This is a genomic window from Rhodococcus sp. WMMA185 (assembly GCF_001767395.1).
Lineage (GTDB): Bacteria > Actinomycetota > Actinomycetes > Mycobacteriales > Mycobacteriaceae > Rhodococcus_F.
The window spans coordinates 1,175,207-1,190,140 of the sequence record NZ_CP017014.1; the positions used below are offsets into that span (position 1 = coordinate 1,175,207).

The window sequence follows — 14,934 nt, forward strand, 5'->3', positions numbered from 1 at the left end:
GTATGTGGTCTCCCGGCTCGGGTCGCCAACCGCCGGGCCGACGGCGCTGGCTGCACGACCGATCGAGCCAGGCTCTAGGCTGGGACGGTCATTGTGTACGTCTGAACCGAAGGAGGCCCGCGGTGCCTGCCATCTCCCGTGACGAGGTCGCGCACCTCGCGCGGCTGTCTCGCCTCGCCCTGACCGATGCCGAACTCGACGAGTTCGCCGGCCAGTTGGATTCGATTCTCAGCCACGTGAAGGTGGTCACCGAAGTACCGGCCGAGGATGTAACGCCGATGGCGAATCCGAATGCGGTCACCAACGTGACGCGCCCCGACGTGATCGTTCCCGGCCTCACTCCCGAGCAGGCACTGTCGGGTGCTCCCGCTGTGGAGCAGGACCGCTTCGCCGTACCGCAGATCCTGGGAGAGGGCGAATGAGCGCCGAACTGACCACTCTCGACGCGGCAGATCTCGCGTCGAAGATCCACCGCCGCGAGGTGTCGTCCGTTGAGGTCACCCAGGCGCATCTCGACCGGATCGCCGAAGTCGACGGCGAGCTCGGCGCCTTCTTGCACGTCGCGGGCGAGCAGGCCCTCGTCTCCGCCAAGGAGGTGGACGCCAGCCTTGCTGCCGGTGACGACCCGGCCTCGCCGCTGGCGGGGGTCCCGCTGGCGCTCAAGGACATCTTCACCACCACCGACATGCCCACCACGTGCGCCTCGAAGATTCTCGAGGGCTGGATCGCCCCGTACGACGCAACGCTCACCGGCAAACTTCGTGACGCCGGAATCCCGATCCTCGGCAAGACCAACCTCGACGAGTTCGCGATGGGCTCGTCCACCGAGAACTCCGCGTACGGCCCGACACGCAATCCGTGGGACACCACCCGTATCCCCGGCGGCTCGGGCGGCGGCAGCGCGGCAGCGCTCGCATCCAGGCAGGCGCCGCTCGCGATCGGAACCGATACCGGCGGATCGATCCGTCAGCCCGCCGCCGTCACCGCGACCGTCGGAGCCAAGCCGACCTACGGCACGGTCTCCCGGTTCGGTCTCGTCGCGTGCGCGTCGTCACTCGACCAGGGCGGCCCATGCGGCCGGACGGTCCTCGACACGGCATTGCTGCACGAGGTCATCGCCGGTCACGACCCGCGTGACTCCACGTCCATCGACACCCCGGTTCGCCCTGTGGTCGCTGCGGCGCGTGAGGGTGCGGGCGGGAACCTGAAGGGCGTGAAGGTGGGTGTGGTCAAGGAGCTGCACTCCGACAGCTACCAGCCCGGTGTGATCGCCTCGTTCGACGCCGCCGTCGCCCAGCTGACCGAACTCGGGGCCGAAGTGGTCGAGGTGTCGTGCCCGAACTTCGAATACGCGCTGGCATCGTATTATCTGATCCTGCCCAGCGAGGTGTCATCCAACCTCGCCCGCTTCGACGCGATGCGTTACGGGCTGCGGGTCGACGGCGGCGGCATGAGTGCCGACCAGGTGATGGCCGCCACGCGGGCCGCAGGCTTCGGTCCGGAGGTCAAGCGCCGCATCATGATCGGCACCTACGCGTTGTCGTCGGGCTATTACGACGAGTACTACGGTCAGGCTCTCAAAGTACGGACCCTCATCGCTCGAGACTTCGACAACGCCTATGAGCAGGTGGACGTCCTGGTCTCGCCGACCAGCCCCTTCACCCCGTGGAAGCTGGGGGAGAAGGTGGACGATCCGCTCGCGATGTACCTGTCGGACCTGTGCACACTGCCGACGAACCTGGCGGGGCACTGCGCAATGTCGGTTCCTTCGGGATTCTCCGCCGACGACGGTCTGCCGGTCGGTTTGCAGATCATGGCCCCCGCGTTGGCCGACGAGCGGCTGTATCGGGTCGGCGCGGCTTACGAGGCTGCTCGCGGTCCCATCGGGGCGCCGAGCTAGAACGATCGGCTTCCGGGTTGGGCACAGTCGGGTAAGGCTGTGCCCTGCTCGGTCCCGTATCGATGTCCGTGTCCGACAGGAACGTTCAATGCGGATATCAGGTCGACACTTGTCTGTAGGAATGTGATTCCCGGAATCCACTGGGGTACAGGCGCATCGCGGTGCGTGAACGCCAGGTCGGGGCGGCGCAGTACCAGACCCGGCGACCACCACACCACCGGATCCGAGGTGTTCGCAATGACTGTTGCACCGCCCGCCTCGACGGACCGGGCGGGCGGCCCCGCCCAGAGAGCGGCGCACACCTGTCGTTCCCGTTGTCCCGAACTCGCGAAAATGGCGCTGCCCCCGACTGATCCGAGGCTCTGGCCGTATACGTAGAGCATGGGGCGGAATCCGTCCGCAGGCAGATTCTCGATCCGATCGGCAATCGCATCGAATAGCGCCGCTGCCGATTCGTTTGCGGCGGAGCGGTTGAACATGAAGGCCATCCAACTCGGCAGGTACGAGTACTGCATCCCGACGATCGCAACGTCCCCATCGAACCGCTCCTCGAAGCCGTCGACGGCATTCTCGTCGATCCACCCCGAACCGGTCGGGACGGCAACGACGATTGCCGAGCGTGCGAATCCCCCTGCCCGTTCGAGTTCCGAGACCGCAAGTGAGGCGCGGGACTCGACGTCAGGTGCAGAGTTCACGCCGACGTAGGTACGAATGCTCGGCGACTGCTCTCCAGCGGCCACGAACCGTCGCCCCTGCCGTCCGAGCGACTCCCAGGTGATCGCGGAATCGGAACTGCCGGACAGTTCGCCGGACATCGGCCTTTGCACCGACACGTCGACGAGGGTGTCGGCGTCGCTGTAGGAGCCAGATGTCATGGCCCACAATGTCGGTGCGGCGACAAGTTGGAGCCCCGTCGCGAGGGCGATTGCGCCGGCGACGCTGCCGATCCAGCCGAGACGCCGGACCACCGCGGCGATGATGATGCCGACACCGACGAGGATCAGAAATGTCGCTGTGGCAAAGACGATCGTGCGAATCCAATGCCCGGGCCCCACCGTCGGCATGCCCATGGCCGTACGCAGCGAGTCTTGCCAGTGATCGGCAAGTATCATCGCCCAGCTCACAGCGACCATGGATCCGGTCAGGGCCAGAAACCGCATCGACTCTCGCGGAGCACGACGGTCACGCCACCGTGGGACGTGCCGTCCCAGCCGGCGGGCGAGGATGACGATGCCGAGAACGACGGCCGCGATGGTGCCGCTGAACACGGCTTGCGTCGGGGCGGTGCGGGGCAGAAGTGACGGCGCGAGCGATGCGAGTATCGCGCCGGCGACGGCGATCGTGGAAGATGCGCGGGGGAGTCCGGAGGTCGCAATCCTCCTCGGATCCGCGCGAGGTGTCGAGAATGCCGTAGCTCGCGAGTGAACCTGCGTGGTGCTCGGTGCGCTGCCGGTGAGAACACTGGTCATGCGACCACCTCGGCGGTGCGTGGGTGGCGGCGCAGTATCCGTGCCGCACCGACCAGGATCGCCACCGAACCGCCGGCGAGTGCGAGGCTCGCCCCGGATTCGGGGATCGGCGTCGAATAGTCCTGGCGCCAACTGTTTCCGGCAACCGCCGTGGTGGCGATGTTCGCCATCACGAAGCACTGAATCCTCTCCTGCTCGGCGACGCGGGTCTCACACGCCGCGTGCATTCGCTCGTCGAGTTGGGCGTCGAGGCTCTTACGCGCCCATGGCCCCAATTCGGCGCCGGATCGTGACGCGTAGCGCAGGAGGTCGTAGCCGAGGTCGTGTGCCATACAGGGGGTGTCGAACTCGGCCGGCAGCGGCACTGGTGACGAGCACTCGCCGTTCGGGTTCACAAGCATTCCCCCGATTCGGATCGGTGCGTACCCCATCACGGTGTCGAAGTCCGCGGGAATCGAGCTCGGGCGAATCCCGTGCGGGGGAATCGGCGGAGCAGTAACAGATTGTGGAGTTCGATGTTCGGGTGAGGTGAGTGCGCGTACTGCTGTTGCCGCGGCGTCATTTTCGATCCGAGGAGCGCGCGCGGTGTCGGCGCCGGCGAATCCTGTCGTGGTCAGAAGAGCTGCCGCGGCGAATGCCATCGCGGTCCAGGTGGTTTTGCGTGTCCCCGTCGTTCGCATGACGACGACGCTATGAATGCGGGTTCCGTGGCCACATCACACTGAAGTCCGGTTCGATCCCTCGCGTCACGGTGGCAGGAGGCGGGAATCTCATACCTCGGGGCTAGTTGGACATCGACCCTGAGTGTGAGGACATGTGGCGACCACACTTTCTACTGTCAACAGTGTGGAGATGAAGACGCGCACCCGTAGAGCCACTGCAGGTCGATGGTTGAACGTGGCAATAATCGTGGTCACGGCGATTTTGTTCGCTGTGGCGTGGCCGACGCTGCACCTGACCCATCAGGTCGCCCCTGCGATCCAGCCGTTCGTCGCGGCCCTTGCGGCGTTCCCGTTCCTCCTCATCCGGATCAACCCGGCTCTGGGCTGGGCGGTCTCAGCGGTGGCGGCTCTGGTGATTCCGCACGCCTTCGCTCTCCAGGACGGAAACAGTCTCTCCTTGCAGGTGGTGCATATCCTGGTGATCCTGGTACTGCTTGCGGCGGTGAGTGTGCAGGCGGCACTGCCGATCGTCGGCGTGGCGTGGATCTCTACCGTGCCGTTGTTCCTCGCCGCGACCCCGGGATCCGACGGTCTCGGCTGGGTGGTCGGCCTCACTGCGATCGTCACGTTCGGACTGCTCGTCCGCTGGCTGCTACTTTCGCGCAGGCAACTCGCGCAGCAGGAGGAGTTGAGCGAGCTCGAGCGGACCCGGCGGACGGTTCTCGAGGAGAAGGCGCGGATTGCCCGCGATCTGCACGACGTGGTGGCGCACCACATGTCGATGGTTGTCGTGCAGGCCCAGAGTGCGCCCTACCGACTCCAGGACGTCTCGGACGAGACCCGGGCCGAGTTCGACTCGATCGGATCGGCGGGCCGCGCGGCTCTCAACGAGGTGCGCGGGCTGCTCGGTGTGCTGCGCAGCGACGGACAACTCGCCGAACACGCCCCGCAGCCAGGGGCCGAGCAGATCGGTGAATTGCTCGACGGTAGCCGTAGTGCAGGCATCCCGGTCGTGTGGAACATCGAAGGTGAGCCGAGCCGGGTGTCGGAGCCCGTGGGTCTCGTGATGTATCGGATTCTGCAGGAGTCTCTGGCCAACGCGGCACGGCACGCGCCCGGTGCGCAAGTGCAGGTGGACATCGCATACTCGGGTCCTGCGACGCTTGCCGTCGTCAATGCTCCGTCACCGGAGACCGCTGCCGACTCTGTCGCGGAATCGTCAGGCGGACACGGGATCATCGGGATGCGTGAACGCGCGCACGCCGTCGGGGGCGTGTTCGCAGCAGGCCCGCGGGCAGACGGTGGTTTCGAGGTGACGGCGACGTTCGCGGCCTCGGGTGTGTAGGCCCGCTGGAGGTCGAACGAGTGTGGGGGCATTCGCAATCTCGATCCGATCACTCTCACTGCCCAAGCTCCCTGGTAGGACCGAAGCCCGGCAACACGGCAGATTCGGATACGTGCCGAGTTCGGGCCGTTCGGCTTAGGCTGGCCGGGTGTCGATTACCGTATTCATCGCCGACGACCAGGCTATGGTCCGGCAGGGCTTTGGAGCCCTCCTTGCCTCGCAGCCCGATATCAGCGTCATCGGTGACGCTCCGGACGGCGCGGTGGCGGTGAGTGAGGTCAAGCGGCTGCGTCCCGACGTCGTGTTGATGGATGTCCGCATGCCGGAAATGAATGGGCTCGACGCCGCCCGCGCCATCTTGTCGGCGGGATTCGATCCGCCGGTTCGGGTGCTGATGCTTACCACCTTCGACATAGACGACTATGTCTATGAGGCGTTGGGTATCGGGGCCAGCGGATTCATGCTCAAGGACGCGCCGGCCGAGGAACTCATCCGTGCCGTCCGGGTGGTCGCGGACGGGGAGGCGCTGCTCGCGCCGACCGTAACCCGACGGTTGATCGCCGATGTGACCAGTCGCCGTAGCACGGCGCGTCGCAAACCGACCGCGATTTCCGCTCTCACACCGCGTGAGCGCGAGGTACTCGAACTCATCGCCTGTGGCATGTCGAACACCGAAATCGCGGAGAAGCTGTTCGTCGCCGAACAGACCGTCAAGACGCATGTCGGCAAGGTGCTGTCGAAGCTCGATCTCCGAGACCGCGCGCAGGCAGTGGTGCTCGCCTACGAGAGCGGCCTCGTCACACCCGGCTGAGGTGTCCTCTCGCGGCTCGGGGTGCTCGAAACGCCGGTGGGCGGCAAGATGAACAAGACAGCATCAAACATCATCACAGGACGAGGGGTGTCTGGATGCGGATCGGAATCCTTACCGGCGGCGGCGACTGCCCCGGACTCAACGCGGTAATCAGGGCGGTGGTGCGTACCGCCGACGGTCGGTACCGCAGCTCGGTGGTGGGATTCCGGGACGGATGGCGGGGCTTGCTCGAGGATCGGAAGGTCGCGCTGGCCAACGACGACCGAACCGACCGAATTCTCACCCGTGGCGGCACAATCCTCGGCACTGCGCGGGTGAACCCGGACAAGCTTCGGGCTGGTCTCGACGACATCCGGCAGACACTCGACAACAACGGGATCGATGTCCTCATCCCGATCGGGGGCGAGGGCACGCTCACTGCCGCGAGTTGGCTCGCAGAGAGCGGGGTGCCCGTGATCGGCGTGCCGAAGACTATTGACAACGACATCGACTGCACCGATGTGACGTTCGGGTTCGACACTGCCCTGGCCACCGCCACCGATGCCATTGACCGCCTGCACACTACCGCCGAATCACACCAGCGGGTGATGCTCGTGGAGGTGATGGGCCGGCACGCAGGCTGGATAGCCCTCAATTCGGGCCTTGCATCCGGCGCGCATCTCACCCTCGTGCCCGAGGTCCCGTTCGACGTCGCCAAGGTGTGCACTCTCATCAAGGCGAGATTCCAGCGGGGCGATTCGCACTTCATTTGCGTTATCGCGGAAGGTGCTGCCCCGACCCCCGAGTCGATGACGTTGCGCGAAGGCGGTATCGACGAGTTCGGTCACAAGAGGTTTACCGGAGTCGCTCAGCAACTCGGAGACGAGATCGAACGTCGCATCGGCAAGGAGGTGCGGACGACCGTTCTCGGGCACGTTCAGCGAGGGGGCACCCCCACCGCGTTCGACCGGGTACTGGCGACCCGATTCGGGGTGCGTGCCACCGATGCCGCTCATCGCGGTGATTTCGGAAATATGGTCGCCCTGCACGGAACGGCGGTCGATCTCGTCCCACTCGCGGACGCGACTCGGCGGCTGAAGACGGTGCCGAGGGAGCGGTACGACGAGGTATCCGCATTCTTCGGCTGACCGCGTTTTCGACGAAGAGTCCGGCCGAATAAACTCTCGGGTATGACTGCTGTCGATGCTCCGGACCTCCTCGAGTACAACGATGTGCTGGCCAAGTACGAGCCGGTTCTCGGTATGGAGGTGCACGTGGAACTCGGCACCAGTACCAAGATGTTCTGTCCGTGCCCCACTGAGTTCGGCGCCGAGCCCAACACGCAGGTGTGCCCGGTCTGCCTGGGCCTTCCCGGGGCGATGCCGGTCGTGAACGCGGCTGCCGTAGAGTCGGCTATCCGCATCGGGCTGGCGCTGAATTGCTCGATCACACCCTGGGGCCGGTTCGCGCGGAAGAACTACTTCTATCCGGATCAGCCCAAGAACTATCAGATCTCCCAGTACGACGAGCCGATCGCCACGGACGGCTACCTCGACGTCGTGCTCGACGACGGCACCACGTGGCGAGTCGAGATCGAGCGCGCGCACATGGAAGAGGACACCGGAAAGTCGTTGCACGTCGGTGGTGCGACCGGGCGCATCCACGGGGCCAGCCATTCGCTGCTCGACTACAACCGTGCCGGTGTGCCGCTGGTCGAGATCGTGACCAAGACGATCACCGGCGCCGGTGAGCGCGCTCCCGAGGTGGCTCGCGCCTACGTCACCGCGCTGCGCGATCTGCTGAAGTCGCTGAAGGTGTCGGACGTCCGCATGGATCAAGGCTCGATGCGCTGCGACTCCAACGTTTCGTTGATGCCGATCGGAGCCTCCGAATTCGGCACTCGAACCGAGACCAAGAACGTCAACTCGCTCAAGAGCGTCGAGGCGGCGGTCCGGTACGAGATGCGTCGCCAGGCCGCGGTGCTCGAAGCCGGTGGACAGGTGATCCAGGAGACCCGGCACTTCCAGGAGGCGGACGGCACCACGTCGCCGGGTCGCCGCAAGGAGACAGCTGAGGATTACCGCTATTTCCCTGAGCCGGATCTCGAACCGGTAGCGCCGAGTGCCGAGTGGGTGGAAGAACTGCGGGCCACCCTCCCCGAGTTGCCGTGGGTCCGCCGAGCGCGGATTCAGGCCGACTGGGGAATCTCGGACGAGGTCATGCGTGATCTGGTCAACTCAGGAGCCCTCGATCTGGTGATCGCCACGACCGAGGCCGGCGCAGCCCCGGAGGCGGCACGATCGTGGTGGGTGTCGTACCTGGCGCAGCAGGCGAATACCCGCGGCGTCGAGCTTGCGGAGCTCCCGATCTCGCCTGCACAGGTCGCACGGGTGATCTCGATGATCGACAGCGGGAAGCTGAACAACAAGATGGCCCGACAGGTGGTGGACTACGTCCTTGCCGGGGAGGGTGATCCGGAGCAGGTTGTGGCGAACCGACCCGAACTGGTCGTCGAACGTGACGACACGAAGCTCAAGGCGGCCGTCGACGAGGCGTTGGCGGCGAATCCGGACATCGCCGAGAAGATCCGCGGAGGCAAAGTTGCGGCCGCGGGCAAGATTGTCGGCGACGTCATGAAGGCCACCCGCGGCCAGGCCGACCCTGCCCGCGTCAAGGAACTTGTCGTCGAGGCCTGCAGCTAGCAACCGTCCTTCGATTTCCGGGGCCGTTCGCTCGGATCAACCGGGTGAACGGCCCTCTAGCAGTGACCGGAGGCGTCAGTCGAATCCGCCGCCTCCGGAGGGCAGGGGCATCTTGATGACACGGTCGTCGTTGGGGCCTGGATCGCCGACGGTCTTGTTGACCGTGCTCGCCCAGATGAGGCCGTCGGGTCCGAGAGCGGCGCCGCCGAGTGCGCCGTAGCGGTCCTGCGCGATGACGCTGGGTGCAGTGGTTACGGCACCCGTACCTGGATCCGCAGCGAGCACAGACATGCCCTGACCTGTACTCAATGACACGGCGACGACGTCACCCGCAGCGACGCAGCCGCCGACACCCGGACGTTCGGGCCATGTCCAGGTCGGCGTCGGCGCCGAACCGTCGGGGCCGACGCGTTGCAACCGGTCTTCGAGTGGGGTGCGGTCGGTGACCCAGACCGCGACCCCAGGGTCGACACACACGCCCCCCGCAGCACCGATGCCCGACAGCATCACCTCTGGCGGCGGCGCCGGCGACGTCGCTGTCGGGGACAACGACGTGACCTTCAACAGTTTCCCGGCGAGCGAAGCAGGGTCGGCGGCCGCTTGGGGACTGCCCGCATTGCCAGTGAGGACCATCAAGTCGCTGCCAGAGAATTCGAGTGAACCGGCGTTGCCGGTCGCGCCCCGAGGGATCCCGCCGAGAATCTCTTTTGCGGAATCGCCGGGTGCAATCCGCACGACCCGATTGTCCGTCGGCGTCGTGACGTAGGCGTAGATCAGGTTGTCCTCGACGAAAGTCGGCGACAGAGCGATGTCGAGCAGGCCTCCGTCGGAACTGCCGTCAACGTCTATTCGCGCGACCTCGACGGGTGTCTGCCCCTCCGCGACTTGCATGATGCGCCCGGTCCGACGCTCGGTGACCAGCGCGGTGGCCCCGTCGGGGAGGACAACCAGTCCACCGGTGGTGTCCAGGCAAGTAGCAACGACACTGGGGTCGGGATCCTGGCAGGGTCCCAGCGAGGTCGGAGGTGGGGCCTCCGTGGTGGTGGGCGGCGGGTTCCGCGGTTCGACTTCGCCGCCCACCGAACCGGTCGGTTCAGGTGTGAACGGTGAGGAAGCGGAATCGTCGAATCGAGCGCATCCCGCGGCGATGACCGCGGTCACGCACAGTATGTACATCGCCATCACAGGTCTGCCGGAGGCCTTCCGACGACACCCACCCACCATCATGATGGAGACGTTACGTCAAGAGCGCGGTCCTGCCGCCACGCCGGTTCGGTTTACCGCCGATTGCGGTGCTGATCGACCTACGCTGAACGGCGTGACTGACATGCGGAAAGACCCCAACGAGTCGTCGGAGAATGGTGCTGTGGGCCAAGGCGGGACAGATCACGGTGCCACGGACGGATACGGCAAGGTTGCGAGTCCGTACGACTTTCCCACCGAACGCTTTCCGGCTCCCTTGGTGCCGTCCGAGTCCGCTGATCGGGTCATCCCGCACACCGACGACGAACTCGGCTCCGGTGATTCACTCGACGCGGATTTCATCACCGAGGAGATCCCCGCATACCGCCCGACGGGGGCGTCCGGCACGCCGGACCAGCCGACACAGGTGATCGGCGTGAGGCCCACGGCGCCGGTCGCGACCGCCGGCACCTCGGTGCGGCCCCACGAGGACGACGTCGAGATAGGTCGCGGCACGCTCGACCTCGGTCTGCTCGTTCTGCGTCTCGCGGTGGGCGGCACGATTCTGGTTCACGGTCTGCAGAAGCTGACCGGTTTATGGGACGGTCCGGGGCTCGGCGGCTTCGAGGAGATCCTCGCGAGCTCAGGTTTCCAACAGGCGAAGCTTCTTTCGATTCTGGGTGCTGTCGCCGAGGTCGCAGGCGGTGCGTTGCTGATCTTCGGCTTGGTGACTCCACTCGCGGCCGCGTCGGTGCTTGCCGTGATGATCAATGCGTGGGCGTTCCGGCAGGTCGGCCAGCCGGGGCTCGAGTACTTCGCGCCGACGGGCACAGAGTACGAGACGCTGCTTGGTGTGTGTGCGGGCGTGATCATCCTCACTGGGCCGGGTCGCATCTCGCTGGACGGCCGAAGGGGGTGGGCCACGCGTCCGTTCGTCGGTTCGTTCGTCACTCTGATCCTGGGTATCGCGGCCGGAGTGTGCGTCTGGATCTTCCTCAATGGCGCCAACCCGCTCATATGATCGTCAGTGGCACCGTGTCACCACTCCGCCTCATTCGATGAATCAGAGTGAGGCGGAGTCGCCTTCCTTCGGCACAGTTCCGTGTGCTCAGCGCCGGACGAGTTCCGGAACATTCTCCTCTTCGTGTAGATCGGGTTCGGCGGCGAGGCGCCGACCCAGGACGGAGTTGCGTCGACCGTAGGAGAGGTAGATGGCGACACCAAGGGCCATCCACACGAGGAATCGGATCCAGGTCTCGACTGACAGGTTCAGCATGAGCCATCCGCAGGCCAGCACGGCCAGAATGGGAAACAGCGGGACCAGCGGAACCCGGAACCCGCGCGGGAGGTCAGGGCGTGTGCGGCGGAGCACGACGACGCCGATGCAGACCAGGACGAAGGCGAAGAGTGTGCCGATGTTCACCATCTCCTCGAGCGTCCCCATCGGGAAGAAGGCGGCGAGAACGGAGACAACGCCACCGACCATCAGCGTGATCCGCACCGGCGTGCCCTTCTTACCGGTCTTGGCGAGACCGCGGGGCAGGAGCCCGTCTCGGGACATGGCGAACAGCACTCGGGTCTGACCGAGCAGCATCACCATGACGACGGTGGTGAGCCCGGCGAGCCCGCCGAGGTTGATCGCGGTCTGCGCCCACGTGATGCCGTGTGCCTCGAACGCCGTGGCAAGCGTCGCACTGCTGTCGCCGACGAGCGGGCTGCCGGACCTCAGGTCGGTGTACTTCACCATGCCGGTGAGTACCAGCGTCACAGCGACGTAGAGAACGGTGACGATCGCGAGTGAGCCGAGAATGCCGCGGGGGAGAGCCTTCTGTGGGTTCTTGGTCTCCTCGGCGGTGGTGGCCACGACATCGAACCCGATGAAGGCGAAGAAGACGAGGCTCGCTGCGGCGAGGAGGCCGTACCAGCCGTAGGTGCTGCCTTCGGCTCCGGTCAGGAACGAGAACAGGCTCTGGTGAAGCCCGCTTGCACCGCTTTCGGAACCCTCGGCCGGCGGAATGTACGGGGAGTAGTTTGCCTTGTTGATGTAGAAGGCGCCCACAGCGATGACGAGGAGGACGACGGCGATCTTGATGGCAGTGATGACCGCGGACACGCGCGAGGAAACCTTGGTTCCGATCGCAAGTACGAGAGTGATGCCGCCGATGAGGATCAAAGAGCCCCAGTCGAAGTCGACCGGCCCGATATGGGCTGTGGTGCTTCCGCTGAAGCCGAGCACGTTGCCGAGGTAGAGAGACCAGCCCTTCGACACCACAGCTGCCGCGAGCGCGAATTCGAGGATGAGGTCCCAGCCGATTATCCAGGCGACACACTCTCCGAAGGTGGCGTAGGAGAACGTGTACGCGCTTCCGGCGACGGGAACGGTGGAGGCGAACTCGGCGTAACAGAGTGCGGCCAGGCCACATGCGACCGCGGCCAGGATGAATGCCAGTGAGATCGCAGGGCCCGCAACATCACCGGCGGTTCGGGCGGTGAGCGTGAAGATTCCTGCGCCGATCACCACGGCGACACCGAAGACCGTGAGGTCTTTCGCGGTGAGTTCCCTCCGGAGTCGGGTGTCGGGTTCGTCGGTGTCCGCTATCGATTGCTCAACGGATTTGGTCCGCCAAATTCCGACTCCGGGCATGTGTCGCTCCTAGATGTCTCGCTGTCGGTGGTCCCGCGCGCCGGAGGCGATTTGTGAACCATGGTTGTGATGGTGGTCTCAACGGCATGCTGAGAGAACCACTACCGACTGCCGTGTACAAGGAGTATTGGCTGAACTAATCGATTCGCTCAGTTCGCGGTGAACTGAATCGGTATCTGCTGAGCGAGTTGATCAGCCTCCTAGTGCTTTTGGTGCGTCCCATCCGGACGAAGTGACTTGTGAATGGACTCTGGACAGAGCCCGCCCACCCAGCGGCGAGTGCGTGCGCCTGTGCCGCTGGGTGCGCCTGTGCCGCTGGGTGGGGCTGCGACACTGGATTGGTGGCGGAAGCCCGGATTATAAGTGCGGGTGTGGGACGGGACTAGGGAACCTGACGTACCGCGCCCTTGTCGGCCGATGTCGCCAGCGCGGCGTAGGCGCGCAGGGCCGTGGTGACTGTGCGTTCGCGATCGCGCGGTTGCCAAGGACGCTCGGACGACTCCATCTTGGCGCGGCGCTCTGCGAGGACGGCGTCGTCGACGAGGAGCTCGAGCTTACGAGTCGCGACGTCGATGAGAATTTGGTCGCCGTCTTCCACCAGACCGATCGCGCCGCCACTGGCCGCCTCCGGGGAGACATGGCCGATGGACAGGCCCGAGGAACCGCCGGAGAAGCGGCCGTCGGTGACCAGCGCGCACTTCTTTCCTAGGCCGGAGCCTTTCAAGAAGGCTGTGGGGTGCAGCATTTCCTGCATGCCCGGACCGCCTGCGGGACCCTCGTAGCGTACGACGAGGACTTCGCCGGGCTCGATCTTCTTGCCGAGGATGACCGAGACCGCCTCTTCCTGAGATTCCACGACTCGTGCCGGGCCCTGGAAGTGGAACAGGTCCTCGTCGATGCCGGCAGTCTTGATCACCGCACCGTCGACGGCGATGTTTCCGCTGAGCACGGCCAGACCGCCCTCCTCGGTGTGCTTGTGCTCGAAGTCTCGAATGCACCCGCTGACGGCGTCCGTATCGAGGGACGACCACCGGTTGTTCGTCGAGAATGGCTCGGTGGTGCGTACCCCGCCGGGTGCGGCATGGAAGAGCTCGACGGCCTCGTCGGATGCCTTGCCGGAGCGGATGTCCCAGGTGTCGAGCCACTCGTCGAAGCTCTTCGTGTGCACGGTGGAGACGCTGCTCTCGAGCAGGCCGGCCCGGCGCAGTTCACCGAGTATCGCGGGAATTCCGCCTGCGCGGTGTACGTCCTCCATGTGGTAGTCGGAGTTCGGCGAGACCTTCGACAGGCAAGGCACCTTGCGGCTGATCTCATCGATCTTGTCGAGATCGAAGTCGTGGACCTCGCCTTCCTGCGCCGCTGCAAGGATGTGCAGGACAGTATTGGTGGAACCGCCCATCGCGACATCGAGCGCCATCGCGTTTCGGAACGCTGCTGGTGTCGCGATGTTGCGAGGGAGGACGGAGTCGTCATCGTCCCTGTAGTACCGCTGGGCCGCCTCGACGACGGTGGTACCAGCGCGGGTGAACAGGGCTCGACGGGCCTCATGGGTAGCGAGCGTGGAGCCGTTTCCGGGTAGCGCCAGGCCGAGCGCTTCGGTAAGGCAGTTCATCGAGTTCGCGGTGAACATCCCCGAGCACGACCCGCAGGTCGGGCATGCACTGCGCTCGACCTCGGACAGCCCCTCCTCGTCGACCTCGTCGTTGGCGCTCGCCGAGATCGCGGTGATCAGGTCGGTCGGTGCCTGTGCGACGCCGCCTACCACCACGGCCTTGCCCGCTTCCATCGGCCCGCCGGAGACGAACACCGTGGGAATGTTCAAACGCATTGCGGCATTGAGCATTCCGGGAGTGATCTTGTCGCAGTTGGAGATACAGACGAGGGCATCGGCGGTATGTGCGTTGACCATGTATTCGACTGAGTCGGCGATGATTTCGCGACTGGGAAGGGAATACAGCATGCCGCCGTGTCCCATCGCGATGCCGTCGTCGACCGCAATCGTGTGGAACTCTCGAGGTACGCCACCAGCGGCGCGCACGGAATCGGCGACGATGTCGCCGACGTTCTTGAGATGGACGTGGCCGGGAACGAACTGTGTGTAGGAGTTCGCGATCGCGACGATCGGCTTTCCGAAGTCGGAGTCGGTCATTCCGGTGGCACGCCACAGGGCGCGGGCGCCCGCGGCATTTCTTCCGGCGGTGGTGGTTCGGGATCTCAGCGGAGGCATGAGTGTATTCCTT

General features: G+C 65.3%; 12 protein-coding genes. 7 read left to right on the forward strand and 5 right to left on the reverse strand.

The window, feature by feature from the left end; translation table 11 throughout:
• The first annotated feature begins 122 nt into the window (after positions 1-122).
• Both gatC and gatA read left to right on the forward strand, forming a co-directional pair.
• Positions 123-422: an Asp-tRNA(Asn)/Glu-tRNA(Gln) amidotransferase subunit GatC gene (gatC, locus tag BFN03_RS05290; RefSeq protein ID WP_070378133.1), complete on the forward strand. Its 300-nt coding sequence runs from the start codon at positions 123-125 to the stop codon at positions 420-422.
• Positions 419-1,900, forward strand: a complete 1,482-nt coding sequence (gene gatA / locus BFN03_RS05295; protein WP_070378134.1) for an Asp-tRNA(Asn)/Glu-tRNA(Gln) amidotransferase subunit GatA — start codon at positions 419-421, stop codon at positions 1,898-1,900. The genes gatC and gatA overlap by 4 nt, the downstream gene beginning before the upstream one ends.
• On the opposite strand, the gene BFN03_RS05300 is transcribed toward gatA, so the two are convergent.
• On the reverse strand, positions 1,897-3,369 hold the full coding sequence (locus BFN03_RS05300) for an alpha/beta-hydrolase family protein (RefSeq protein ID WP_070378135.1): 1,473 nt from the start codon (positions 3,367-3,369) through the stop codon (positions 1,897-1,899). The two genes, gatA and BFN03_RS05300, sit on opposite strands and share 4 nt — an antisense overlap.
• Positions 3,366-4,049: a hypothetical protein gene (locus BFN03_RS05305; RefSeq protein WP_232320437.1), complete on the reverse strand. Its 684-nt coding sequence runs from the start codon at positions 4,047-4,049 to the stop codon at positions 3,366-3,368. Before BFN03_RS05305 ends, BFN03_RS05300 begins: the two co-directional genes overlap by 4 nt.
• A gap of 172 nt (positions 4,050-4,221) precedes the next feature.
• On the opposite strand from BFN03_RS05305, the gene BFN03_RS05310 reads away from it, so the two are divergent.
• From BFN03_RS05310 to gatB, 4 genes are all read left to right on the forward strand, one after another.
• Positions 4,222-5,376, forward strand: a complete 1,155-nt coding sequence (locus BFN03_RS05310; RefSeq protein ID WP_070380639.1) for a sensor histidine kinase — start codon at positions 4,222-4,224, stop codon at positions 5,374-5,376.
• A 148-nt stretch (positions 5,377-5,524) separates the two neighbouring features.
• Positions 5,525-6,187 carry a response regulator gene (locus BFN03_RS05315; RefSeq protein ID WP_070378137.1) on the forward strand — a complete coding sequence of 221 codons (663 nt, stop codon included), beginning with the start codon at positions 5,525-5,527 and terminating at the stop codon, positions 6,185-6,187.
• Between the two features lie 95 nt (positions 6,188-6,282).
• Positions 6,283-7,314 (forward strand): ATP-dependent 6-phosphofructokinase, encoded by a 1,032-nt coding sequence (locus BFN03_RS05320; protein WP_070378138.1) that lies wholly within the window; start codon positions 6,283-6,285, stop codon positions 7,312-7,314.
• 42 nt (positions 7,315-7,356) lie between these two features.
• Positions 7,357-8,868: an Asp-tRNA(Asn)/Glu-tRNA(Gln) amidotransferase subunit GatB gene (gene gatB, locus BFN03_RS05325; RefSeq protein ID WP_070378139.1), complete on the forward strand. Its 1,512-nt coding sequence runs from the start codon at positions 7,357-7,359 to the stop codon at positions 8,866-8,868.
• Positions 8,869-8,943: 75 nt separating this feature from the next.
• Here the strand turns inward: gatB and BFN03_RS05330 are convergent, their stop codons facing one another.
• Positions 8,944-10,095: a PQQ-dependent sugar dehydrogenase gene (locus BFN03_RS05330; protein ID WP_070378140.1), complete on the reverse strand. Its 1,152-nt coding sequence runs from the start codon at positions 10,093-10,095 to the stop codon at positions 8,944-8,946.
• Positions 10,096-10,195: 100 nt separating this feature from the next.
• Here BFN03_RS05330 and BFN03_RS05335 point away from each other — a divergent pair, with 100 nt between their 5' ends.
• Positions 10,196-11,071 carry a DoxX family protein gene (locus tag BFN03_RS05335; RefSeq protein ID WP_070378141.1) on the forward strand — a complete coding sequence of 292 codons (876 nt, stop codon included), beginning with the start codon at positions 10,196-10,198 and terminating at the stop codon, positions 11,069-11,071.
• 87 nt (positions 11,072-11,158) lie between these two features.
• Here BFN03_RS05335 and BFN03_RS05340 read toward each other — a convergent pair whose 3' ends face one another.
• Together BFN03_RS05340 and ilvD are read right to left on the reverse strand one after the other, a co-directional pair.
• Entirely contained in the window at positions 11,159-12,694 is a 1,536-nt protein-coding gene (locus BFN03_RS05340; RefSeq protein ID WP_070378142.1) for an amino acid permease, read from the reverse strand.
• 382 nt (positions 12,695-13,076) lie between these two features.
• Entirely contained in the window at positions 13,077-14,921 is a 1,845-nt protein-coding gene (gene ilvD / locus BFN03_RS05345; RefSeq protein ID WP_070378143.1) for a dihydroxy-acid dehydratase, read from the reverse strand.
• Between the last annotated feature and the right edge of the window lie 13 nt (positions 14,922-14,934).

Excerpts from the sequence above, each read along its gene's own strand:
- BFN03_RS05330 (WP_070378140.1), bottom strand. The coding sequence starts at position 10,095 with ATGATGGTGGGTGGGTGTCGTCGGAAGGCCTCCGGCAGACCTGTGATG.
- BFN03_RS05340 (WP_070378142.1), bottom strand. The coding sequence starts at position 12,694 with ATGCCCGGAGTCGGAATTTGGCGGACCAAATCCGTTGAGCAATCGATA.
- BFN03_RS05305 (WP_232320437.1), bottom strand. The coding sequence starts at position 4,049 with ATGCGAACGACGGGGACACGCAAAACCACCTGGACCGCGATGGCATTC.
- BFN03_RS05310 (WP_070380639.1), top strand. The coding sequence starts at position 4,222 with ATGAAGACGCGCACCCGTAGAGCCACTGCAGGTCGATGGTTGAACGTG.
- BFN03_RS05320 (WP_070378138.1), top strand. The coding sequence starts at position 6,283 with ATGCGGATCGGAATCCTTACCGGCGGCGGCGACTGCCCCGGACTCAAC.
- BFN03_RS05335 (WP_070378141.1), top strand. The coding sequence starts at position 10,196 with ATGCGGAAAGACCCCAACGAGTCGTCGGAGAATGGTGCTGTGGGCCAA.
- ilvD (WP_070378143.1), bottom strand. The coding sequence starts at position 14,921 with ATGCCTCCGCTGAGATCCCGAACCACCACCGCCGGAAGAAATGCCGCG.
- gatA (WP_070378134.1), top strand. The coding sequence starts at position 419 with ATGAGCGCCGAACTGACCACTCTCGACGCGGCAGATCTCGCGTCGAAG.
- gatB (WP_070378139.1), top strand. The coding sequence starts at position 7,357 with ATGACTGCTGTCGATGCTCCGGACCTCCTCGAGTACAACGATGTGCTG.
- BFN03_RS05300 (WP_070378135.1), bottom strand. The coding sequence starts at position 3,369 with ATGACCAGTGTTCTCACCGGCAGCGCACCGAGCACCACGCAGGTTCAC.